Annotated in this window: 19 protein-coding genes and 1 tRNA gene; 7 read left to right on the top strand and 13 right to left on the bottom strand. The window is 42.4% G+C overall.

The window, feature by feature from the left end:
- The first annotated feature begins 382 nt into the window (after nucleotides 1-382).
- The gene (locus tag A0125_RS09540) at nucleotides 383-892 is read left to right on the top strand and encodes a helix-turn-helix domain-containing protein (protein ID WP_066754990.1); all 510 of its coding nucleotides are present in this window, start codon (nucleotides 383-385) and stop codon (nucleotides 890-892) included.
- Here the strand turns inward: A0125_RS09540 and A0125_RS09535 are convergent, their stop codons facing one another.
- The gene (locus A0125_RS09535) at nucleotides 893-1,645 is read right to left on the bottom strand and encodes an ABC transporter ATP-binding protein (RefSeq protein ID WP_066754988.1); all 753 of its coding nucleotides are present in this window, start codon (nucleotides 1,643-1,645) and stop codon (nucleotides 893-895) included.
- A gap of 5 nt (nucleotides 1,646-1,650) precedes the next feature.
- A complete protein-coding gene (locus A0125_RS09530) occupies nucleotides 1,651-2,385 on the bottom strand; it encodes an MlaE family ABC transporter permease (protein ID WP_066754986.1) in 735 nt (244 codons plus the stop codon).
- Nucleotides 2,386-2,615: 230 nt separating this feature from the next.
- Here A0125_RS09530 and A0125_RS09525 point away from each other — a divergent pair, with 230 nt between their 5' ends.
- The 4 genes from A0125_RS09525 to A0125_RS09510 all read left to right on the top strand — a co-directional run bounded on the left by A0125_RS09525 (nucleotide 2,616) and on the right by A0125_RS09510 (nucleotide 7,075).
- Entirely contained in the window at nucleotides 2,616-3,515 is a 900-nt protein-coding gene (locus A0125_RS09525) for a LiaI-LiaF-like domain-containing protein (RefSeq protein ID WP_066754984.1), read from the top strand.
- A 28-nt stretch (nucleotides 3,516-3,543) separates the two neighbouring features.
- Nucleotides 3,544-5,556 (top strand): (E)-4-hydroxy-3-methylbut-2-enyl-diphosphate synthase, encoded by a 2,013-nt coding sequence (gene ispG / locus A0125_RS09520; RefSeq protein ID WP_066754982.1) that lies wholly within the window; start codon nucleotides 3,544-3,546, stop codon nucleotides 5,554-5,556.
- Nucleotides 5,557-5,590: 34 nt separating this feature from the next.
- The gene (locus tag A0125_RS09515) at nucleotides 5,591-5,923 is read left to right on the top strand and encodes a HopJ type III effector protein (RefSeq protein ID WP_066754980.1); all 333 of its coding nucleotides are present in this window, start codon (nucleotides 5,591-5,593) and stop codon (nucleotides 5,921-5,923) included.
- Nucleotides 5,924-6,010: 87 nt separating this feature from the next.
- Nucleotides 6,011-7,075: an AI-2E family transporter gene (locus A0125_RS09510; RefSeq protein ID WP_066754978.1), complete on the top strand. Its 1,065-nt coding sequence runs from the start codon at nucleotides 6,011-6,013 to the stop codon at nucleotides 7,073-7,075.
- Nucleotides 7,076-7,087: 12 nt separating this feature from the next.
- Here the strand turns inward: A0125_RS09510 and A0125_RS09505 are convergent, their stop codons facing one another.
- The 5 genes from A0125_RS09505 to A0125_RS09490 all read right to left on the bottom strand — a co-directional run bounded on the left by A0125_RS09505 (nucleotide 7,088) and on the right by A0125_RS09490 (nucleotide 13,561).
- The gene (locus tag A0125_RS09505) at nucleotides 7,088-8,521 is read right to left on the bottom strand and encodes a M14 family metallopeptidase (protein ID WP_262507294.1); all 1,434 of its coding nucleotides are present in this window, start codon (nucleotides 8,519-8,521) and stop codon (nucleotides 7,088-7,090) included.
- Nucleotides 8,508-8,840, bottom strand: coding sequence for a M14 family zinc carboxypeptidase (locus A0125_RS16400; RefSeq protein WP_197464840.1), 333 nt, complete (start codon nucleotides 8,838-8,840; stop codon nucleotides 8,508-8,510). Before A0125_RS16400 ends, A0125_RS09505 begins: the two co-directional genes overlap by 14 nt.
- Before the next feature lie 15 nt (nucleotides 8,841-8,855).
- The gene (locus A0125_RS09500) at nucleotides 8,856-10,496 is read right to left on the bottom strand and encodes a M14 family metallopeptidase (RefSeq protein WP_066754973.1); all 1,641 of its coding nucleotides are present in this window, start codon (nucleotides 10,494-10,496) and stop codon (nucleotides 8,856-8,858) included.
- Between the two features lie 143 nt (nucleotides 10,497-10,639).
- Nucleotides 10,640-12,160 (bottom strand): M14 family zinc carboxypeptidase, encoded by a 1,521-nt coding sequence (locus A0125_RS09495; RefSeq protein WP_066755703.1) that lies wholly within the window; start codon nucleotides 12,158-12,160, stop codon nucleotides 10,640-10,642.
- A gap of 66 nt (nucleotides 12,161-12,226) precedes the next feature.
- A complete protein-coding gene (locus A0125_RS09490) occupies nucleotides 12,227-13,561 on the bottom strand; it encodes a dihydroorotase (RefSeq protein WP_066754971.1) in 1,335 nt (444 codons plus the stop codon).
- Between the two features lie 152 nt (nucleotides 13,562-13,713).
- Here A0125_RS09490 and A0125_RS09485 point away from each other — a divergent pair, with 152 nt between their 5' ends.
- Nucleotides 13,714-14,943, top strand: coding sequence for a hypothetical protein (locus tag A0125_RS09485; RefSeq protein WP_156472501.1), 1,230 nt, complete (start codon nucleotides 13,714-13,716; stop codon nucleotides 14,941-14,943).
- Between the two features lie 109 nt (nucleotides 14,944-15,052).
- Here A0125_RS09485 and A0125_RS09480 read toward each other — a convergent pair whose 3' ends face one another.
- From A0125_RS09480 to A0125_RS09470, 3 genes are all read right to left on the bottom strand, one after another.
- Complete coding sequence (locus A0125_RS09480) at nucleotides 15,053-16,423, bottom strand: aldehyde dehydrogenase (RefSeq protein ID WP_066754967.1); 1,371 nt, start codon at nucleotides 16,421-16,423, stop codon at nucleotides 15,053-15,055.
- Between the two features lie 12 nt (nucleotides 16,424-16,435).
- Nucleotides 16,436-17,233 carry an SDR family oxidoreductase gene (locus A0125_RS09475; protein WP_066754965.1) on the bottom strand — a complete coding sequence of 266 codons (798 nt, stop codon included), beginning with the start codon at nucleotides 17,231-17,233 and terminating at the stop codon, nucleotides 16,436-16,438.
- Nucleotides 17,234-17,413: 180 nt separating this feature from the next.
- Nucleotides 17,414-17,486, bottom strand: a tRNA-Met gene (locus A0125_RS09470).
- A gap of 112 nt (nucleotides 17,487-17,598) precedes the next feature.
- On the opposite strand from A0125_RS09470, the gene era reads away from it, so the two are divergent.
- Nucleotides 17,599-18,477 carry a GTPase Era gene (gene era, locus A0125_RS09465; protein ID WP_066754963.1) on the top strand — a complete coding sequence of 293 codons (879 nt, stop codon included), beginning with the start codon at nucleotides 17,599-17,601 and terminating at the stop codon, nucleotides 18,475-18,477.
- Nucleotides 18,478-18,531: 54 nt separating this feature from the next.
- On the opposite strand, the gene A0125_RS09460 is transcribed toward era, so the two are convergent.
- Genes A0125_RS09460 through A0125_RS09450 form a run of 3 tightly spaced genes read right to left on the bottom strand, consistent with a single transcriptional unit; the run spans nucleotide 18,532 to nucleotide 21,116 of the window.
- A complete protein-coding gene (locus A0125_RS09460; protein WP_066754961.1) occupies nucleotides 18,532-19,791 on the bottom strand; it encodes a cation:proton antiporter in 1,260 nt (419 codons plus the stop codon).
- A 14-nt stretch (nucleotides 19,792-19,805) separates the two neighbouring features.
- Nucleotides 19,806-20,288, bottom strand: coding sequence for a cation:proton antiporter regulatory subunit (locus tag A0125_RS09455; protein ID WP_066754959.1), 483 nt, complete (start codon nucleotides 20,286-20,288; stop codon nucleotides 19,806-19,808).
- A gap of 45 nt (nucleotides 20,289-20,333) precedes the next feature.
- A complete protein-coding gene (locus A0125_RS09450) occupies nucleotides 20,334-21,116 on the bottom strand; it encodes an MBL fold metallo-hydrolase (RefSeq protein ID WP_066754957.1) in 783 nt (260 codons plus the stop codon).
- Nucleotides 21,117-21,158: the final 42 nt, after the last annotated feature.

Raw genomic sequence — 21,158 nt, 5'->3', positions numbered from 1 at the left:
ACTAAAGTCCAATATAAAATCTGCGGACGCTATTGTGTACAATATCCGATGGGTTGCGAGAGCAAACCAACTACAGAACACTGCTTGGTGAGCGACAATAATCCTCACCCTACGGCGTCACAGCCCGCCTCTACTATTTAAGTGTAATTATTTAATTAAATCCCCCCGATTGCAAACTTTCATGTGATATTCTTAGGAAATTTAGCTGCTTAAAAACCAATGCCACAGCTTTAATATTCAAACAATTAAAAAGATATTATTTTCTTTGTAATTAATTTATATTCCTAATTCAACATCAAATTTAAACAAAATATTTGTCTAAGCAAATAATTATAGATTTTGTTTATTCCCATTTTGCGAGAATATTTATTCATTTTGCATCGTGATTGATTCAAACAAATTAATTTTAAAGAAATTAGGAAATCTTTTGCGATCTCGACGCGAGCATTTATCATATTCGCAACGCGATGTAGCTAGTATGACAGGCCTTACTATGACCACTATCGCCGCAATGGAGAGGGGTTCAGGTTCTACAATGCACAATTTTTTGCTAGTATGTCGTGCGCTTAATCTTCAACCTCGTATGTTTTTTTGTGAAGATATCGATCTGACCCCATTGTACAATATCTCTCCCCAAGCTAAAAGTCGGATTGATCTTCGTACTAAATTGGAGAAACTAGTTTCTGACTCTGAATTCTTTGACACGCCCAGACGTGTCTCAGAAGTATTGGAAGAATTGGACTATGACAAGAGTGTGAGTAACAAATTTTCTGTCTACCTAACAGCTTACTGCCGTGAAGGTGAATTAGAATATATTAAGACAGGAAATGTAAAACGATATACTAAGAAAAAAAGTCTTACAAATCCTAAATCTGGTACACCAAAAAACTAGTTACAAGCTCTCTTTAGCAGCGCGCATCAAAGGGCTTGCAAACACGAAATCATTTAATTCCTGAATATCTGCTTGCAACATGTCTTGGCTGGAACCCTCCCAAAACTTTTGTCCTTTATGCAGAAATAAAATGTACTGACCAATACCCATCACCGAATTCATGTCATGTGTAACCACTACTGTGGTACAGTTATATTCTTCGGTAAGTTCCTGTATAAGTTCATCGATTAAGATCGAAGTTGCTGGATCTAATCCTGAATTAGGCTCATCACAAAACAGGTATTTGGGATTCATACTAATGGCACGCGCAATTCCGACCCGCTTTTTCATTCCACCAGAAAGCTCTGCTGGGTACAATTTGTTGCGCCCGGCCAAATTTACTCGTTCCAAGCAGAAGTTTGCCCGATCAATTTTCTCCGCTTGGCTCATGTTGGTAAACATATCTAAGCTAAAGACAATATTTTGTTCGACTGTCATCGAATCAAACAAAGCAGAGTTTTGAAACAACATTCCGATTTCCTTTCGGATTGGCACACGATCCTCAAAACTTAGCTTGGTAAACTCTTTTTGATTAAAAAATACTTTTCCCGTTTCTGGTGTGTGCAAACCGACAATACATTTTAATAATGTACTTTTCCCAGAGCCTGATCCACCAATAATTAAGCTCACCTTGCCGGGCTCAAAAATAGCGTCTATTCCTTTTAAAACGTGATTATCGTCGAAAGATTTATTGATATTTTGAATCTCGATCATATTATTTACAACATTAGTGCTGTGATCATATAGTCACATGCTAGAATAGTGATACATCCGATAACAACGGCTCGTGTGCCCGCCTGGCCAACTTCTAGCGCACCACCACGCACATGAAAGCCTTTGTGAGCCGGTATTGAAGTAATTATAAAGCCGAATACGAATGCTTTAACCATTGCCACCGAAACGGTGAATCCGTTGAATGAATCCCGAATACCAATGATATAATCATTAGGAGAAACAGCGCCAGAAAGTGCACCTCCGATCAAACCGCCTACTAACGCGCAAACAATCGCTATCGTAACCAGTACAGGCACCATAACAACTCCAGCAACGATTTTCGGCAGAATCAAATAACCTGCCGCATTGATCCCCATGATTTCTAGCGCATCGATCTGTTCGGTCACGCGCATAGAGCCAATCTGAGATGATATCGCAGAACCTACTTTTCCCATCAGTACTAAGGCTGAAATTGTGGGTCCAAGTTCTAAAATATTCGAATCACGATTAATTTGCCCAATCACAGATGTTGGAATCAAGTCGGAAGCCAACTGAAATGCTATTTGCATGGTCATAACTGCCCCGATAAAACTTGATATGATAACGATAAGACCTAGCGACCCCACTCCTATCTCGTTCATTTCGTGCACGATCTCCTTCCGGTAGATTTTCCATTTCTCCGGTCTACGAAACACTTGTTGCAATAATAGTAGATATTCCCCGAAATAATAGAAAAACATATTCAGCTCTTTAGATGACGTGTTTGGACAATATATTCTTAAAATAGCTAACTCGATTTGAAGAAAAATGTTTCAGCTAAACTATGAATATACAAATTTGTTTAATATTTCTTTACCGACAAAACTCAGCTCTTTGCCGAAAATTTATAATATGTAGCCTAATATAGCGCTTTATACATTATTTTAGCTCGTAAGTTTGTCCTACATAATTAGAACTTAACAACACTTCGATGAATAACAAAATTGCTACTGGAATCTGGCTCGTATTTATTGGCGCAATCATATTGTTGCACAATATGGATATTATACACTTCAACTTTTATGCTATTATTAAGTATTGGCCATTAGCCATTGTATCTGTAGGCATTTCATTGCTGCTACAAAATCGGCCGCACGGTGTACTAATCAGCACCGTGTGTAATATCTTAATTTGTTCTTTTTTAGTATATCAAGGGGCTGTCGGTGATGACCGGGCCTACACTAACAACGAAGCGGGCATCGATGCTAAAGCACAAAATCAACGCGTAGCGGTCGATTTTCTGCCCGAGGTAGAGCAGGTAAAATTACATCTTAATGGTGGCGCAGCTAATTTCAAATTGGTAGCTCCCGAAGACTCGACCAAATTAATCGCAGCTTGGACGGATAGCCCGAGTGTTGGCCTGCGTCTCGACGAATCTGGCAATACCGAGAAAGAAGTAGTTTTTGAAGCCAAACACCGTGATAGCCGATCTAAGAAAAATACAGTAGAATTTTATCTCAACCCGACACCACTTTGGGATTTAGAGTTCAATGTAGGGGCCGTAAATTTTAAAGCAGATTTTTCCATATATCGTTTTCAATCTTTAGCGATAAACGCTGGCGCCAGCAATATAGGGTTTACGTTCGGAGCACCCACTTTAGAAAACACGAAGATCGAGATCAACACGGGTGCTTCTAATTTGAGCTTACGCATACCAAAAGGCACAGCTTACCGCGTTGTCGGCAAAAATGTAATGTCATCAACACGGTACGAGGATGCCGAGAAAGTAGGCAAGGGGGTTTACGAAACCAAGAATTACCATACTGCAACTACGAAGTACGACATCGAAGTGAATGGCGCCGCAAATTCCTCTTCTATTAACACCTATTAGTTTTAAAAATAGCTAACTTTGGTGCCAGATGAAAGCACCAAACTCGACCCAATTGACTGGAGAATACTGTAATACTAAACTGGCGTACAACCGGTTTCGGACGCGTGAGGTTTTTGTAGGTAACATACCTATGGGCGCGGATAATCCGATTCGTATACAAAGTATGACGACAATCGACACCATGGATACTATTGGATCGGTCGAGCAAACCATTAAAATGGTTGATGCAGGCTGTGAGTATGTACGCATTACCGCTCCAAGCATAAAAGAAGCAGAAAATCTGCAAAACATTAAGAAAGAGCTACGCGCTAGAGGCTATGAAGTACCTTTAGTGGCTGATATTCATTTTACGCCAAATGCTGCCGAAGTCGCTGCACGTATTGTGGAAAAAGTACGCGTGAATCCAGGCAACTACGCTGACAAAAAGAAGTTTGACCAGATTGATTATACGGATGCAGCTTATCAAGCCGAGTTAGATCGAATTTACAAGAAATTTGCCCCGCTAGTTGGTATTTGCAAAGAGTATGGCACAGCGATGCGAATAGGCACGAATCATGGTTCCCTCTCGGACCGCATCATGAGCCGTTATGGAGATACACCAGACGGTATGGTCGAGTCGGCTATGGAGTTCATTCGCATCTGCGAAGATCTTGATTATTATAATCTGGTGATCTCCATGAAATCCTCCAATCCACAAGTGATGGTGCAGGCATATCGTTTACTTGTGGAGAGAATGGTTGCCGAAAACATGAATTATCCGCTGCACCTTGGCGTTACCGAAGCGGGCGACGGTGAAGATGGCCGTGTGAAATCGGCAGTCGGTATCGGCACCTTGCTAGAAGACGGCTTAGGAGATACCGTTCGCGTATCCTTAACCGAAGAACCGGAAAAGGAGGCGCCAGTGGCGCGCGCGCTCGTCAATAGGTACAGCAAACGAGAAGCTCAAATAGCAAGCGAACCGTCTCGCGAGATACTGCATTTAAAGGAAGAATCTCGTACAAAGCCGTACGAAGCTGCCGAAGTAAACACCTTTGTGGGCGGCTCATTAGTACCTCGCGTAATCGTTGATCTTTCTCAACAAAACCTGAAAGATCCTTTCATCTTAACCCAAGTCGGCTATCGCTACGATGCGCTATTGGACAAGTTTCATATGGGTGATCAATCGGTAGATTTTGTGTTTCTAGGAGATGCTTTGCCATCGTTCGCCATGCCTGGCAATCTGAAACAATTATACAACTATCAAACATGGCTTGGCATACAAGAGCGGGCAAATATTCATCCCCTATTTACATTAGCAGAATTTAACCATAGTACAGATAAAGACCCGGTACTAAATATGGTGTACATCAGCAATCAGGATCTGGCAACAGATAGCTTCGCTGAAATGGCGCTGGATGAAACGGTGGTTTTTATTTTGGAAACAGACTATACCCATGGTATGGCAGATCAACGTCAGTTCTTTGCTAACATGCAGGAGCTGGCCTTATCCAACCCTGTCATCCTGAAACGCAGTTATGCGGTCGAAGACTTCAGTGGTCCGGTGGGAGATATTATGAATCCCGAAGAGCCGATTTCAAAAATCCAGCTTTATGCTGCCACAGATTTTGGCGCATTGCTTATTGACGGATTAGGATCGGGCATCTGGATCGATTCGCCGGCTACGCCGGTCGATAAATTAGCGTCGCTCTCATTCGGAATTTTGCAGGCTACGCGCTCTAGGATTTCAAAAACGGAATATATCTCTTGCCCAAGCTGCGGACGCACGTTATTTGACTTGCAAGATACCACACAGATGATTCGCCAGCGAACCAATCATCTCAAAGGTCTCAAAATTGCCATTATGGGATGTATTGTCAACGGCCCTGGCGAAATGGCGGACGCAGACTACGGATATGTGGGCGCAGGACCAGATAAAATCACGTTGTACCGAGGCAAAGAAGTCATCAAAAGAAATGTATCTTCGGCCAACGCATTAGACGAACTAATTAATATCATTAAAGGAGATGGCCTCTGGATTGAGGAAAACGAAGTTGCGTTATAAGTAGTAGCTCCTTTTTATCGTATAATATTATTCCATGAAAAATACTTTATTACAAGACCTGAAAGACGGAAAGCTCGTATTTACCGATGTGATTGCTTATATAGAATCGGCGTACCAGCATACTCCTACCGCGTTTTGGAATGGCGAAATACATAACGAAGCGACGCAAAATCAGGGTAGTGCCAAGGTATTTCAATTTGCCTTGCTCAAATCTTTGAGCGAAGAAGATACATTGCAGCTATTTGCAGAGCACTATCGCGCCGTATTAGAAGATCCGAATGGCAACGACCATCAAAATATCCGGGCATTTATGCTACATGGCTGGGAAGGTGTGCGATTTGAAGGCACGGCTTTGACGCTCAAATAAACCGAAACTAATTTTCCGATTAGTTGTTGTCTTTGTGACTGCTCTCTACAGAGCAGATTACTACATGAAAAACACAGTGATTTGCACATGAGACAGCATACTAAGCTTGAGCGAGCTGTTCTAGTCCTTGCCCTATTTGGCCTGAGCATTGCGCTCTTATATTTCGGAAAACCTTTTCTAGTTCCCTTTGCTTTAGGTGGTCTATTGGCAATGCTATTGACCAAAGTGTGTGAACGGCTAGAGCGCTACAACATTCCTCGAGGTGTAGCGGCGCTCCTTGCGCTATTGGGTTTTGTTCTTGTTTTCGCTGGTGTACTGACTTTGCTAGGTTGGCAATTGGCAGGCTTTTCTGAAAACATGGATGAATTGCAACAAAGAATAACCCAAATGGCAGCTCAATTTCGCTCATGGCTACAGCAAAGCCTCGGAATAGATCAGCAGCAACAGCAAAAAATAGTAGAAAATCCTTCCACCTCTGCAGGAAGCACTGGCGGTGTATTGATGGATTTTGCCTCTGGGACGATGAGTATTGCGGTCGATACGATACTCGTGATCGTCTACACTTTCCTTTTTATCACTTTTCGCAGACAGCTAAAGAACTTTGTTCTACTACTTGTACCTGTCGAGCAGCGCGACAAAACGACCACTGTTTTACATGAGTCAGCCAGCGTAGCACAGCATTATCTGGGTGGCTTATCAAAGATGATTGTGGCGCTTTGGTTCATGTATGGTATAGGATTTTCCGTATTAGGCGTAGAGAATGCTATCTTCTTTGCTGTTTTTTGCGGATTGATGGAGATTATCCCCTTCGTTGGCAACTTACTTGGCACTTCGTTCACCGTACTAGCAGTGGCGGTACAAGGTGGAGATAGCAAAATGATACTTGGCGTCATTGGCGTATATCTTTTCGTACAATTTATTCAGACGTATTTATTAGAACCTTTGGTGGTGGGTAATGAAGTGCGGATCAATCCTTTATTTACTATTGTAGGGCTCGTACTTGGAGAATTAATCTGGGGTGTAGGCGGCATGGTATTAGCTATTCCGATTTTAGGAATTTTACTAATCGTCTTTGATCATGTCCCTGGGCTACATCCGTACGCTTACCTGATTGGTTCGTACAAAGACAATAAAAAGAAGAAGAGAAAATAAAGCGGATAGCGGCTACGATGTTTTAGCCGCTATTCCTCCTTTTTTACTGTTCACTATCACGGTGTATTTACCATTCCCTTTTACCAGCCAACGTACCGTTACGATGCCATTACCGGGTATATTTGGAATCTGGATATTGGCAGCATCTCTTTTTTGCTCCGTTGTGATTCCAAAATCTCGATCGTTCACAATCATACCTGCCACTACTGTTCCGCCACTCAAGGTAGCTACATCTGGCACTTCAATTTTATGAGCCACATCCAATGCAGAATGCGTTGGAATAATGCGGTGATTCCTGATCACGGCCGTAACTTCGGATAAACCAGCGCCCAAGTCCTTAACTGCAATTTCAGCCACTTCGAGCTTTGGCGTATGGTATGCATGATAAATCACGAAAGAGGCATTGCGATGGGCATCACTTTCCATGAGAAAGCCGGGATGCAGACGACCGTAGTTCTTTTTAAATCCACCGATCTCAATGGCGCCATACTGTGGGTGTTCGTACGGTGTCCACTCCACAAAACCGTCGCCAAACAGCAGAAATTGATCAAATACATATTGTTCGTTCTGTACACTCGTGTAGTCATTGGGATGTTGTCCTGTTCTTTGGAAGTAATAATTGGCCATCCAAAGCTCATTGCTCATGGCAAAAATTCCTCTTGCACTGTGCATCCAATCGAATTCGCCGCCATATACGGAATAGAGATCTTTATACGTCACGATGTATCGATATCCCGGAATCAAAAGCTCTGCTTTTTTGCCTAGAGCATCATAAACTGCTATATCTGCCGGTCTAAAATTCTCTTCATCATCTTGCGCACCAGGGCCACGCAAGATCATACCGCCATAATTGTGAAAACTTTGGCCTGCAGCAATATTAGGATGAGCCATAATAAAATCTGCTACTGCGCGGTTCTCTGGCAAAGAAAATGGATACTTATAGGCACCACTTTGCACGTAATTTGGCTGCCAATTCCAACCCCAATCGCGGTTCGGATCATATCCGCCCACGCCATCTTCATTTACCAAACCATCACCATCGTTATCCAAACCTTCATACCCTAGCAACTCGTACATGCCTTGCTGTCCTTCTGGTGCAGGTATCAATCGCCTCGGATCTGCGGGATCGCTAATGAAGCGACCATAATCGCTTTTTCGTCGCATCTGTGTGATATGACCATCGCCGTTCAAGTCATCAAAATCATCTTCGTCGACCAATCCATCTCTGTCATTATCCAAAGGCTTGCGCCCTGTACGAGAAGAATGCTGCGTATTAGGACCATGAATAAAAAAATCACGCGAATCCGGATTGATACTCGGAACGATATAAAAAGTTTTATCAGCGAGCAGTTGCTGAAAAAAGGGATTACCCGCGGCATGCATCTCAGTGACATACCAGGCGATGTATAAAGCAAACTCGACTGTTTGGACTTCATTGGCATGAATACCACCATCGATATACGTAGCTGGTTTGCTTGTCGATTCTCCATTTTTTTTTATCAGAGATCGTCAACAACCAGAGATCACGACCTTCGACAGATTTGCCAATCGATTCGAGATTCACTAAATCAGGATGTGCCGAAGCCATCTTACGGTAGATCTCAAGTAAGGCCGTATTATCATGGTAACGATTCCAACTGATGGGCACTTTGGGATTTGCAGGTGAACCTGCAGCGGCCAAAATATTCTCTGCTTTCTGAGCAAATGCTTGTGCGAAGCTAAGTATAGCCAAGCATAATATGATCGTATTTTTATATAAATTCATGATTACTGTCGCAAATTAGAGTGATAAATTGATCGTTTTCTTACCGCTAGATGGGCTGCCTGCTTCGATAGACAATTTGCCACTACCTTGGATCAACCAGGACAACTCGGTAAATCCATGTCCGCCTAATGCAGCGATTGTTTGCCGCGATTTGCCACTCAAGAGTTTCTGTGTGCTACCGATTGTTAGTTCTACTGCCAACTGCTTTAGAAAATAACTACGTTCACCAACTTGTGTAAGGGTCGGAAATGCTCCTTTATTGATCACTTTGACCGAAACTCGAGTTAGTCCACCCTCCAATTTATCGGTCGTGACATCGACAATATCAATAATCGGTGCCATATCTGTAAGTTTGATCACAAAGTCGGTGTGCTTGGCGATCAAGCTATCGACCATATTAAAAGGTGGATTGTACAATACAAATGGGTGAATACCGCCAACTTCTACGGTTTTGTTGGGAAAATCAGGATGTTGGATCGCTGTCCACGGTGTATAACCCGTAGTTATTCCCTTGGCATCAGCCCACTTTAAATAAGAAGCTACCGGATCTTTTTCAGTAGATGACACCCACCATCCAGGTGTAGAAAAACTGAATCTTCCATAATGATAGTACGCCCAATCCGCAAAATTTCCATCTTCGGCATTGTGCGTCGGTGCGTCACCCAGCTGCACTCTGTCCTTGTAAATTTCAGACACCGCAGCGTTGACCTGTGCATCGCGTGTTGACCAGCTGGTAATTTTACGACCTCCCGGACGGCGACTGCCCGAAGATGCATCTGATTCGCTTCCTCGCCCAGCTTGATTTGGCGCTGCAAGGTTGTTCTCCGGACCAAAAGAAACAACTGCGTATACATTGAATGCATCGTAAAGGAAGTCGTATAAAGCTCTATTTTCTAATTCGGATACGGCATGCTCTCCCGCAGCCGGTTGGAAATTCTTGTAGTTATAAGTGTTATTTTTATTGAAAGCTACGCCTTCTTCACCATCTTCATTAAACAGCCCATCTTTATCGTTGTCTACTCCCTCGGTGTACACCTGATATTGTCCACGCTGATTTTTGGCTGGATCGGCCAGCACCATGGATCGTGGATCATTGGGATTGGCTATATAACCACCGCTCGGATCAGCCACACGCATCCAAGTGATTTTACCATCTCCATCTAGATCATCGTATCCATCTTCTCCTTTATGACCATCACGGTCGTAATCTAGCGGACGTGCATTGCCGATACGCTCATATTGTAGTTGGGCAAAGTATTGCTCTGTTGCGTCCGGACTCATATTGGGGAATACATAAAACGTTTGCCGTTCTAATAAGGCTCGAATGCTATCCTGTTCAGCATTTGCCAGTAATTTTTCTGCAAATCCAACGGCTAGTTCTACCCCCAAAAGATGCTTCCCAGATACGCCGCCAACAATAGCAACTGCTGGCTTTTGCTCCGCCGCTCCGCTACCAATGGTAAGCATCCAAATGTCGGACCCGCCTAGTGTTTTGGTCATGGATGTAGCTTTTACCCATTTCGGATACCGAGATGCTAAGTATTGTACGCGTTGCGCAAGCTGCTGCTTATTGCTGTAATCCGATTGTGTCTGTGCGTACGCTTGGCTACAGCACAAGGACAGGATGCCCAGATAAAGGAAAATGATACGATTCATTAATAATGGTTTTCATGTATATAGCCAAATATTGCTTGTACATCGAGCACTCGGCGAATGCCCCTTTATACATGGAATAAACCATATAAGATAGCGATTCAGTTGGCTATCCCAAGTTATAAAATAAATCGTTTACCGCGTGCTCAGAGCACGCGATTTTTGAAGGTTTCTTTTAACGGTTGATTCAAGTCGATTAGATATCCATTCAGCACTGCAAAACACAGTTTCCCAGATTCGTCCGCTAGATAAAAATTCGCTGTCCCGCCTAAATCGATCCGGGACGTGGTGAAAAAGTTAGGTTGCGAAAAAATTTGTATTGGCAGATTGTGAAATTGTTCGGCATTTCCCATCAATCCAGGTTTGATATGTATCGCCATAAAACCCTGCTTAAGCAGATCAAATGCCTGTTGTCGTGACAAATCTTTTACGGAAGTGATGGTCCTGTCAGATACTTTACCTTGCACAAAATGGAGTTTGGAAGCATCCACTTGGTCGTACCCGAATGATTCTTGCAAATCCCCCAAATCTTCTACCCAGCCGCGCACAAAATAATCACGACCAACGGTATTCTCTGCTCGACGAATAGCGATATCTGTGCGCAGTGGAATAGAATCTGAACCGATCTCGAGATCATGGATGTAAACATCGTGTAATAACGAAGAGCCGTTAAAAGGAATGCGTTCGTACTCCGAGATATCATATTGCTCATAGCTACCTTCTGCGATCTGCATCAAAGCATTGAGGATGATTATAAAATTGAGCTTGCGAATTTGCTGCTTTTCTACATCTCCTTTAAGGCCGCCCGACTCAATTAGTACGGTAGCTGCTCCCCATTTCTGAAAATTATCGCCGAAGCCACGTGGCGAATGCGTATCGTCATATTTAGCTACGGCATCGGGCACGTAGCGATGTACCATTTGTTGTATTCCTGCAATCAGCTTCATAGCATTGCCGCGTGTATCGTTGATATCACGATCGCGGTTATATGCTGGTGCTAATAAGGAGATGGTAACCGGATTTTGCGTTTCGGGCACGTGATAATAAATCGATTGATCATGCAGATTAAAACCAAATTCTGGTTTTACTGCATCGGCTCGAGCGGCGAGCAGCTTGCCTTCCACTGTCTGCTGCGCACGCGCGTCGCGGTTCAGATCTACGCTTTGCGCGTTGCGCCGATTGTATATTTCAGCGCCATCGGGATTTAGCATAGGGATAAAGTGAATCTGCAACTTGCTTTTCAACAGATTCCGCAAAGAATCGCCATGATCACTTGAGCCTTCTAAAAAATTAAAAATATCCAATAGTGCCATGGTAGCGGTGGGCTCGTCGCCATGCATCTGCGACCATAGCATTACTTTAATCGCGCCGTCGCCATACGTCAACTCAGAAATGGATCGCCCCATGACTGATGCACCGATGTGCTCTACCTGCAAAACACCTTTTTGAGCGTGCTGCTGTACGAGCGAGTCGACTTCGTGGTGCTTAAAACGACGGTGTTGAATTGCAGGTTCCTGATATGTTGCAAACAAGGAATCCCATTGCGTGGTAGTTAGCGTCATAGCTGATGAATAATCTTTTTTAAACGCAGTAACCGTTTTATCGACTTGCTGGCAGCTGACGGCCAAAATTCCGAGCAGGACTACAGACAAAATACTTTTACTCATGGCATTTTCAATTACTTTATGCATCACTGTCCACCAACCCGTAGGCTTTAGGATATTATGTTCTTATTAACGATCAAAAAGCATCCGATGACCAGATCCGACTTCCTGTATTTTGCCGCTTGAAAAGGCCACATTTCCCGACACGATCGTGTGTTCGATAGTCGCGCTAAATGTATGTCCTTCGAATGGCGACCATTTACATTTCGACAAAATATTTTCCTTCGTAACGGTGTATGACTTATTCAAATCCACCAATACCATATCTGCCCAATATCCTTCGCGGATAAAACCACGTTGTTCGATTTGAAAACAGCGCGCTGTGTTGTGTGCTGTCTTTTGAACTAGCTGTTCTAGCGTCAATCGGCCTTGCTTTACCTGATCTAACAAGGCTTGTAAAGCATGCTGCACCAATGGACCGCCTGATGGCGCTTGCAAATACGGTTGTGTTTTTTCTTCTAAAGTGTGCGGAGCATGATCCGTCGCGATCACATCAATACGACCATCCAGCACGGCGCGCCAGATTTCTTCACGATCGGCTGCTGTCTTCACGGCTGGGTTCCATTTTATTAAGTTGCCCTTGCTGGCATAATCTGCATCTGAAAACCACAGGTGATGCACACATGCTTCTGCAGTGATACGCTTTTTTTCTAAAGGAATATCATTGCTAAACAAATGCGTTTCTTTGCCCGTTGAAATATGCAATATATGTAAGCGCGTATCGTACCTTAGCGCCAATTCGATCGCTTTCGAAGAAGATAAATAACAGGCTTCTTCTGAGCGAATAGCGGGATGCATATTTATCGTAATATCTTCTCCGTACCTTTCCTTATACTCAGCCAGATTAGTGCGAATTGTGGTCTCGTCTTCACAGTGTGTGGCTACCAGCGTTGGCGCATTCTGAAAAATATTAGCCAGTGCGGTTTCATTATCTACCAACATATTGCCGGTAGATGAACCCATAAAAACTTTAATCCCACAAACATCACGCGGATTGGTTTTCAACACTTCTTCTAGATTATCATTGCCTGCTCCCATGAAGAAGGAATAGTTTGCTAAAGAACTATCCTGACCAATATCATATTTATCTTGCAATAATTTTTGTGTCAAAGTATTGGGTACTGTATTCGGCATTTCCATGAAGGAGGTCGTACCTCCTGCTACCGCCGCACGGCTTTCTGTAAATATGTCCGCTTTATATGTAAGACCTGGCTCGCGAAAATGAACCTGATCGTCGATCAATCCCGGCAGTAAGTGCAACCCATCTGCATCGATTTCCTGTGTAGCAATCTTATCAATGCTTGGTGCAATTTGCTCGATGCGACCATCCTTAATGAATATATCCTGTACTTTGATTTCGCCTTCATTGACGACTTGTGCATTCTTTATTAATATCGTTGACATGATGTAAAATTAACATTTAATCCCAAAATTGTAGCGAACAGTGTGCTTATCCACAACAAAACGACTGCATGTAAAACAGCTCACGCATTAATTTGTTGTAAAAGGAATCCACTCAATGGATTATATCATCTACAGTCCAAAATTATACGGCAATGAAGAAAAACATTTATGTATTAATAGTGATGTATGGGCTCTACTTTTCTGCTAGAGGCCAAGTGCAGGATACCACTCTATCTGAAAACAATACCGCTGGCATACGTAACGAAGACGCGCAGACTATTGCACTGCTCACTAAGCAAGTGGAAAGCCTGACGCGCGAACTCAAGAACAATACTGAAAACATCAATACGCTGATGGCAAGCAAGGATCTGGATGCGCAAAACAAATACTCAATTGTACGCCAAAACCTAGAAAATGCCACCAATGCCTATCGCCTGCTGCATACTAAAATTCAAAGCATGAAAAATTATCAATCAAGCCGTTTGTTCGAGCCGTTGGTAAAGGAATTGGGAAATCCAGAAAGCGATAAGTTAGGCTTTCGCTTTGATCAAAAAGTGGTATCACTTGTCGAAGATAATGTGAAACCCAAAAAGCGAAACATGGCTTCCAAAATATACGATGGCGTGACATCCATTGCCAAAAATCCTATTGTAAGCGCTATTCCTGTCGTATCTCCTGCAGCACAGCTGACTAGTAGTGTCATGGGATTTTTGCGAAGCACGAGTATTATGACTGATGATGTGGATCAGGCCACCATTGCCAAAATGGAAAATGAATTGAATGGCTATATCCGCTTTTACAACTTATTGGCAGAAGCCAATACAGAATTTGATTACAACCTCAATATTCAGCGTCAAGAATTAGCGCTACTGCAACGAAATTTGTACGATCAAGTGCGGTATTTTGCTGAAAAGGTGGGGTTAGAACTTGAGCCGAGAGGCGACAAACAAAGTATTGACGAATACCTCAACGCCTTATTTCTACGCTTAGATCAGAATTATATAGTGAATCAATTCAGCCAATTCGAGCAAGATAACCGATCCGGAAATAAAGTAAATTATGACCAGATGCTCGTTACTGATAAAGGCAACGACTTAAAAGATGCTAATAACCGTCTGGAAGAATTTGTGGGCATAATAAACCAACTTGAATTCCAATACAGTAAACATAATCGTTACACCGAGCAATACACTGAAAAGATCAAAGCGGCATTGGACGAAGCAGCTGTCATTGGCATTACAGAAGATAATTTACGTAACCAGATAAAAGAAGACCTTGATAATATTCAAACTGCAACAGATAATGATTTTCGAAATGCTATAAATATGGATGAACTGACAAAAGCGCGCAAATCTATCCGTTATAGCGCACGAATCATTTAATGATAATTAGTGCAATTTCATATTCTTTACCGATTAGATCACGGCTTGAATCATTCTCTTAACTACATTTAGCGCTAATAAGATCTGTTCGCCTAACTCTGTCTCTATATTACCCCAACAATCTCTTGATCCACTTTAATTTGGTCGGTGTTTGCGGATAATATTTCATGCCAAATTCCAACCAAGTCGGTTTATCAAGTATACTTTTGTAATGCGTAAAGCTTTTGAAACCAGCTTCACCATGGTATGCGCCCATTCCGCTATTTCCCACGCCACCAAATGGTAACTTCGGATTACTTATATGCATCATGGCATCGTTAACCGCTCCACCGCCAAAAGATAACTCACGAAGAACACGCTCCTTGATTTGATCGTCATGGGTAAACACATAACACGAAAGTGGACGGGGAAGATCTTTTACCTGTTGGATAGCATCCGACAAATCGTGATAAACGATCACAGGAAGTATCGGACCAAAAACTTCTTCCTGCATTACCGGATCATCAAAACTTACGCCCTTTAAAACAGTTGGTTCCACAAAGCGGTTAGTGCGATCCACTTGGCCACCGTAGTGTATTTTCGCTGGATCGATTAATTTTGCAAGGCGTTCTACATTTTTATCATTAATGATTTGAACCATCGTACCTGCCTCCAAACTATAATCAGTCTTTTCTATTTCTACTTTAAGTGCCTCCAAAAAAGATTTTTCTACAGAATGATGTACCATGATGTAATCTGGCGCAACACAGGTTTGTCCAGAATTAAGGAGTTTTGCCCACACTAAACGCTTTACAGACATCTTCATGGAACAATTTTCTGTAATAAAGGCCGGACTTTTGCCTCCCAGCTCCAATGTGACAGGTGTCAAGTGTTTTGCTGCCGCTTGATATACGACACGGCCAACTGTGGTACTGCCAGTAAAGAAAATCTTATCAAAGCGCTGCTCCAGCAATTCGGTTGTCGTATCGACATCGCCTTCGACTACCGCCAAAAAATTGTGGTCAAAATTATTGGCAATCATATTTGCCATAATTCGACTGGTATTGCTAGGGATTTCACTTGGCTTCAAAATAACTGTACAACCAGCCGCTATCGCTGGAATAATCGGCGCCAAAGAAAGCTGATAAGGATAATTCCAAGCACCAATAACGAGTGCTACACCCAATGGCTCTGGTATGATGTAGCTACGAGCTGGAAAATTGAGAAGGTTAGTACCTACGCGCTGCACTTTGCTCCATCTTTTTATTTTTTTGATCGCCTCATCCAAATCGTGGTATAATATCGATAGCTCATTAGTATAGGTATCGAACTCCGATTTTTTGAAATCCAATGCAATTCCTTCGACCATCTCTTCTTCGTAGGTCTTAATAACACTTCTCAACTTTTTAAGTTGCTGTACTCTAAAATCAATTGATCGCGTTGCGCCACTGCGGAAGAAGTTCCGCTGATCATTAACAATATTTTCGATACTGTACTCCATTATTATTCTTATTTAATGTCCTTTAAAATCATTCATCGTCTTATATATACCTAATACACCACCCACAAACCAATCAAAGAATCGGATGGGAAATATGCCCTGAAAAAAACGCACGAATTGCATGCTCCATGGCATACTAAGTATTGGCCTCCCTAATTTTATGTTCTTCACTATCTTCTTCGCCACTTTTTCTGGATTTAGGATCGGTACTAAAGATCGCACTCCATCAAACATTCCGGTATTCATATAATAAGGCGTGACCGTTGTCACGGAAATATTCTTTTTCTGCAATTGCATCTCCAAACGCAAACTTTCTGACCAACCAAACATTGCCCATTTGCTGGCAACATATACCGACATTTTGGGATTCGATACATAAGAAGCCGAAGAAGCAATATTGCATATCGATCCACTATTTTGTGCTAACATATCTGGCAAGAATAATTGAGTGACATACATTGGTGCCATTGCATTAATACTCATCGAGTTATTAATATCTGCCGCACTATGCTCATGAAAATATTTGCCAACAACGATTCCAGTATTATTGATTAAGACATCGACTATACCATGTTTTGCTTTTACCTGCGCAAAAGATTGATGCACGTGCGCTACATTCGCGATATCCACCGTATATCCAGAAACAAGGCCGTAGGCGGAAAGCTCTTCAATACTTTCTTGTAATAAAGTTGTATTGATATCCCAGATAATGACTTGCGCACCTTCAATTAAAAGTAACCGACTCATAATTTTACCGATACCAGAAGCTCCTCCAGTAATTAATACATTCTTGTTTAGTATACTTTTCATAACCCAGCATTACTTGCTAATAACATTGCAACAAAAAATAAACCAAAAGTTAATAAAAAAATAAAATTAAGGAAATTTAAGAGATATAGGTAAAGGATGGGAAAATTAAAGTGTGGTAGGAATTTTATCAGAGAATGGTCCAGAAAAAATAAAGCCGTTCATCTCTGAACGGCTTCTTTGTAGCGGGGACACGACTCGAACGTGCGACCTTCGGGTTATGAGCCCGACGAGCTACCAACTGCTCCACCCCGCAATATATTTTTAAAAATTCTGCGTTTATTTGGTGTTATTCGCAGATATTGCTTTCCTGAATTGTTTCACAAAGATATAACTTGTACTTTTGAAATGCAAATAAAAAATGAAAAATGTCTCATAAAGCTGGATTCGTAAGTATAATAGGAAAACCTAACGCGGGAAAATCGACGTTAATGAATGCTCTAGTGGGCGAAAAGATGTCTATCATCACGCCCAAAGCGCAAACTACTCGGCATAGAATAATTGGTATTGTGAATGAGGAGGATTACCAAATTGTGTTTTCAGACACGCCCGGCGTGATCAAACCCAACTATTCCTTACAAGAATCTATGATGAATTTTGTGCAAGGATCGATTATCGATGCCGATGTGATTCTTTTTGTGACCGACATCCACGAGCGTTATGACGAAAATGATGTGATCGAAAAGCTGCGCAAAACGGAATCTCCCGTTGCCGTACTGATCAATAAAGTAGACAAATCATCGGAGGAAGAAGTAAAGGCAAAGGTAGCATTCTGGAAAGAAAAGGTAAATCCTGATGTGATTTTTGCCCTTTCGGCACTGCATGGATACAATGTAGACGGAATCATGGCTTATATCAAGGAAAAGCTACCGATACATCCGCCATTTTATGAGAAAGATGAGCTTACCGACAAATCCGTTCGCTTCTTTGTGTCTGAGATGATTCGTGAAAAGATTTTTAAACTGTATGACAAAGAGATCCCGTACAGCACCGAGGTGGTCGTCACGTCTTACAAGGAAGAAGGCCACCTAACACGTATCGCAGCCGAGATCATTGTAGAAAGAGATTCGCAAAAGAACATTATCATCGGTACTGCTGGCGCGATGATAAAGAAGGTAGGTACATACGCCCGCCAAGATATTGAAGCATTTATTGACGGTAAGGTGTTTTTGGAGTTATTCGTCAAAGTATTGCCCGACTGGCGAAGCAAGAAAAATTACCTAAAACGATTCGGATACGAAGATTAATAAGCAGTACAATAGTATTTGCTCTGCACGCGCAATCATAGCATGCTATATGCTTTATGATTGCGCGTTTCTATTTAGTTCAGAAAGCGCTTCCAGGTCACTTAGCTTCTTCCGAACAGGTTTAACTTCTTTTGATGAACCGCTCAGCGCATTCCAGATATTTTTTGATTCCTTCGTAAGCAAAGGCGAGATAATGGACAACAGTAAGACGTAAACTACGACGAATGATTGCACGACGGGCAATAAACCTCCCGCTTTGCCAATGTTGGCCATGATAATGGAAAACTCGCCTCTAGCCGATAAAGTAAAACCAATATCTACGGCATTCCGCGGTTTCAACCCGGAAAATTTAGTGGCAAAATATCCAGAGGCCACATTAACCATCACGGTGATAAAGGCCGCTAACGCGCCCCAGCCTACGGCACCTCCTAGGGAGTACATATCAATAGATAATCCGAAACTGAAGAAGAACATCGCCCCAAAAAAATCCTTATATGGAAGCACCATTCCTTCAATTTTTTTGATGTACTTCGAATCGGCCAATACCAAACCGGCCATCAATGCGCCGATAGCTTCGGCCACATGAATCGTCTCCGAAAAACCAGCGATCACAAACAGCAAGCTAAAAATAATCAGTACGAATAGTTCTGAAGTTTTGTCCTGCAAAACCCTATCTATTGCAGGCACCAACTTGCGCCCTAGCACCAAGAAAGTCAGGATAAATGTCAGTGCCAATGCCGATGTACCTGCCACAGCCAGAAAAGAAGTAGACCCCGTAAGGATTAATCCCGATAAGAAAGAAATATGCATCGCGATGAATAAATCATCGAACATAATCATGCCCATAATAACTTCCGTTTCCGGATTGGCCGTACGCTTAAGATCAGTCAGTACTTTGGCCACGATCGCTGTTGACGAACTGGTCATTATCCCACAAAGCACCATCATCTCTTTGAAAGGCAACTCCATCATCCAACCGATAAAAAGGCCAGAAAAGAAATTGAGCAACACATAAAACAAACCACCAGAAACGATGGATTTACCCGACTTCATGAGTCGCCCTACGGAAAACTCAAGCCCAAGATAAAACAGCAGAAACAACACCCCCAAACGACCCATAAAGTCAATGAATGGCTTACTTTCCGCAAAAGTGAGATCTACCGCTCCAAATGTTGGTGCATGCTGCCCTAGCACCATACCGATTAATATAAAAAATGGAATAACCGAAAATCGAAGCTTATTAGCCAGCAAACCAACTAACGCCACCAATAAAACAGCAATCCCGATTTCTAATATTAAAGTATGACTCAGCATGAAAACAAGTTAGGTTACAGCAAAATTTCTTTTAGCAATTTGATATTATTTCTTTTCCCAGCAATCACCAAAGTCGTACCGCTAGTGATGATATAATCTGGGCCCGGATTGATGATCGTCTCGTCATCTTTGATGGCCGCGATGATCGATGCACCCGTTTTTTGGCGAACGCCCAATTCGCCAATACTTTTATTCTCCACGCCATCGTTGGACTCTCCTACCTTGTGCCATTCGATACGCAAATCGTCTAAGGCCACTTCAATAGTTTCCAAAGCTTTGGGTTTGTACGAAAGTCCGCCCAAAATACCCGCTACATGACGAGATTCCTCATCGGAAAGTGTCATCACACAATGTGTTTCATGATCTGAACGCTCATGACGGTACAGTTCTCTACGACCATCATCGTGAATAACCACTACCATCTGGTCTCCGGCATCCGTATCTATTTCGTACTTCTTCCCGATTCCTATCAAATCGCTTTCTCTAACTGTCGACATGATTTACTTCCTTTTAATGATATAATATTTTTGACAAATGTACTGTTATTCTGCAACTTCAATCAATTTGAAAGTGCCATCTTCTTTTTGTTCTGGGCGACCAATTTGTATCGTTTTGGAATGGTAAAACAAAAATAGCCAACCGGCTGGCGCTCCCTCTTCCCAATAACCGGCACGCAAATCCCGTGATTTCTTGCCGTCAAAATCATATTTGGCCACAAAGTTACGAAAGATCTCACCTGGCTCGGAAAGCACATCACCCCCAAAGAAATAATGTTCGCCCCCTGTTTTAATATGAAAAACCTGATGGAATTCGGAGTGTCCGCCGGTCAATTCATAAGAAATCTCGTCATTGAGTTCGCCATCTCCATCTACCAACATCAAGTTGCCGCTACGCTGCAACGCATTGAATAGATCTTTGCGATACGAGGCAGATTCGGTACTGAAGGCCGACTCCCATTCTTTTTCCTGTACTACATATTCAGCATTTGGAAAGGTGATGCGTGTAGATCCATCTTTCACATCGACGACACCGCCCATATGATCTTTGTGCAAATGAGACATCAATACATATTTAACATCTGCCGGATCGAAACCCAATTGCTTGATATTACGATGAATCAATAGTTCATCATCTGTCGTGCGCTCGCCCAAACCGGCGTCGATCACAACCAAACCATGGCTTGTACTAACCAGAAAAGGGCGGACATGCACAAATAAAGAAGCTGGTCTGTCTTTGGGATCATCTTTTTCTGGATCGAAAGGAACAAAAACCTTACTGGCATCTACCGAAAAAGATCCCTCGTATAGGGAATGTGCTTGTATCATTCTATATAGTTGTTACTATGTACTTTACACCACATCGTAAAG

Origin of the sequence: Sphingobacterium populi (assembly GCF_001586775.1) — a bacterium.
In the GTDB taxonomy this organism is placed as follows: Bacteria; Bacteroidota; Bacteroidia; order Sphingobacteriales; family Sphingobacteriaceae; genus Sphingobacterium; species Sphingobacterium populi.
Note: the sequence above shows the minus strand (reverse complement) of the source record. Positions and strands in the feature narration are given on the sequence as shown.

Excerpts from the sequence above, each read along its gene's own strand:
- era (WP_066754963.1), top strand. The coding sequence starts at position 17,599 with ATGTCTCATAAAGCTGGATTCGTAAGTATAATAGGAAAACCTAACGCG.
- A0125_RS09455 (WP_066754959.1), bottom strand. The coding sequence starts at position 20,288 with ATGTCGACAGTTAGAGAAAGCGATTTGATAGGAATCGGGAAGAAGTAC.
- A0125_RS09510 (WP_066754978.1), top strand. The coding sequence starts at position 6,011 with ATGAGACAGCATACTAAGCTTGAGCGAGCTGTTCTAGTCCTTGCCCTA.
- A0125_RS09490 (WP_066754971.1), bottom strand. The coding sequence starts at position 13,561 with ATGTCAACGATATTAATAAAGAATGCACAAGTCGTCAATGAAGGCGAA.
- A0125_RS09475 (WP_066754965.1), bottom strand. The coding sequence starts at position 17,233 with ATGAAAAGTATACTAAACAAGAATGTATTAATTACTGGAGGAGCTTCT.
- ispG (WP_066754982.1), top strand. The coding sequence starts at position 3,544 with ATGAAAGCACCAAACTCGACCCAATTGACTGGAGAATACTGTAATACT.
- A0125_RS09500 (WP_066754973.1), bottom strand. The coding sequence starts at position 10,496 with ATGAATCGTATCATTTTCCTTTATCTGGGCATCCTGTCCTTGTGCTGT.
- A0125_RS09515 (WP_066754980.1), top strand. The coding sequence starts at position 5,591 with ATGAAAAATACTTTATTACAAGACCTGAAAGACGGAAAGCTCGTATTT.
- A0125_RS09495 (WP_066755703.1), bottom strand. The coding sequence starts at position 12,160 with ATGAGTAAAAGTATTTTGTCTGTAGTCCTGCTCGGAATTTTGGCCGTC.
- A0125_RS16400 (WP_197464840.1), bottom strand. The coding sequence starts at position 8,840 with ATGAATTTATATAAAAATACGATCATATTATGCTTGGCTATACTTAGC.
- A0125_RS09535 (WP_066754988.1), bottom strand. The coding sequence starts at position 1,645 with ATGATCGAGATTCAAAATATCAATAAATCTTTCGACGATAATCACGTT.
- A0125_RS09485 (WP_156472501.1), top strand. The coding sequence starts at position 13,714 with ATGAAGAAAAACATTTATGTATTAATAGTGATGTATGGGCTCTACTTT.
- A0125_RS09525 (WP_066754984.1), top strand. The coding sequence starts at position 2,616 with ATGAATAACAAAATTGCTACTGGAATCTGGCTCGTATTTATTGGCGCA.
- A0125_RS09450 (WP_066754957.1), bottom strand. The coding sequence starts at position 21,116 with ATGATACAAGCACATTCCCTATACGAGGGATCTTTTTCGGTAGATGCC.
- A0125_RS09480 (WP_066754967.1), bottom strand. The coding sequence starts at position 16,423 with ATGGAGTACAGTATCGAAAATATTGTTAATGATCAGCGGAACTTCTTC.
- A0125_RS09530 (WP_066754986.1), bottom strand. The coding sequence starts at position 2,385 with ATGTTTTTCTATTATTTCGGGGAATATCTACTATTATTGCAACAAGTG.
- A0125_RS09460 (WP_066754961.1), bottom strand. The coding sequence starts at position 19,791 with ATGCTGAGTCATACTTTAATATTAGAAATCGGGATTGCTGTTTTATTG.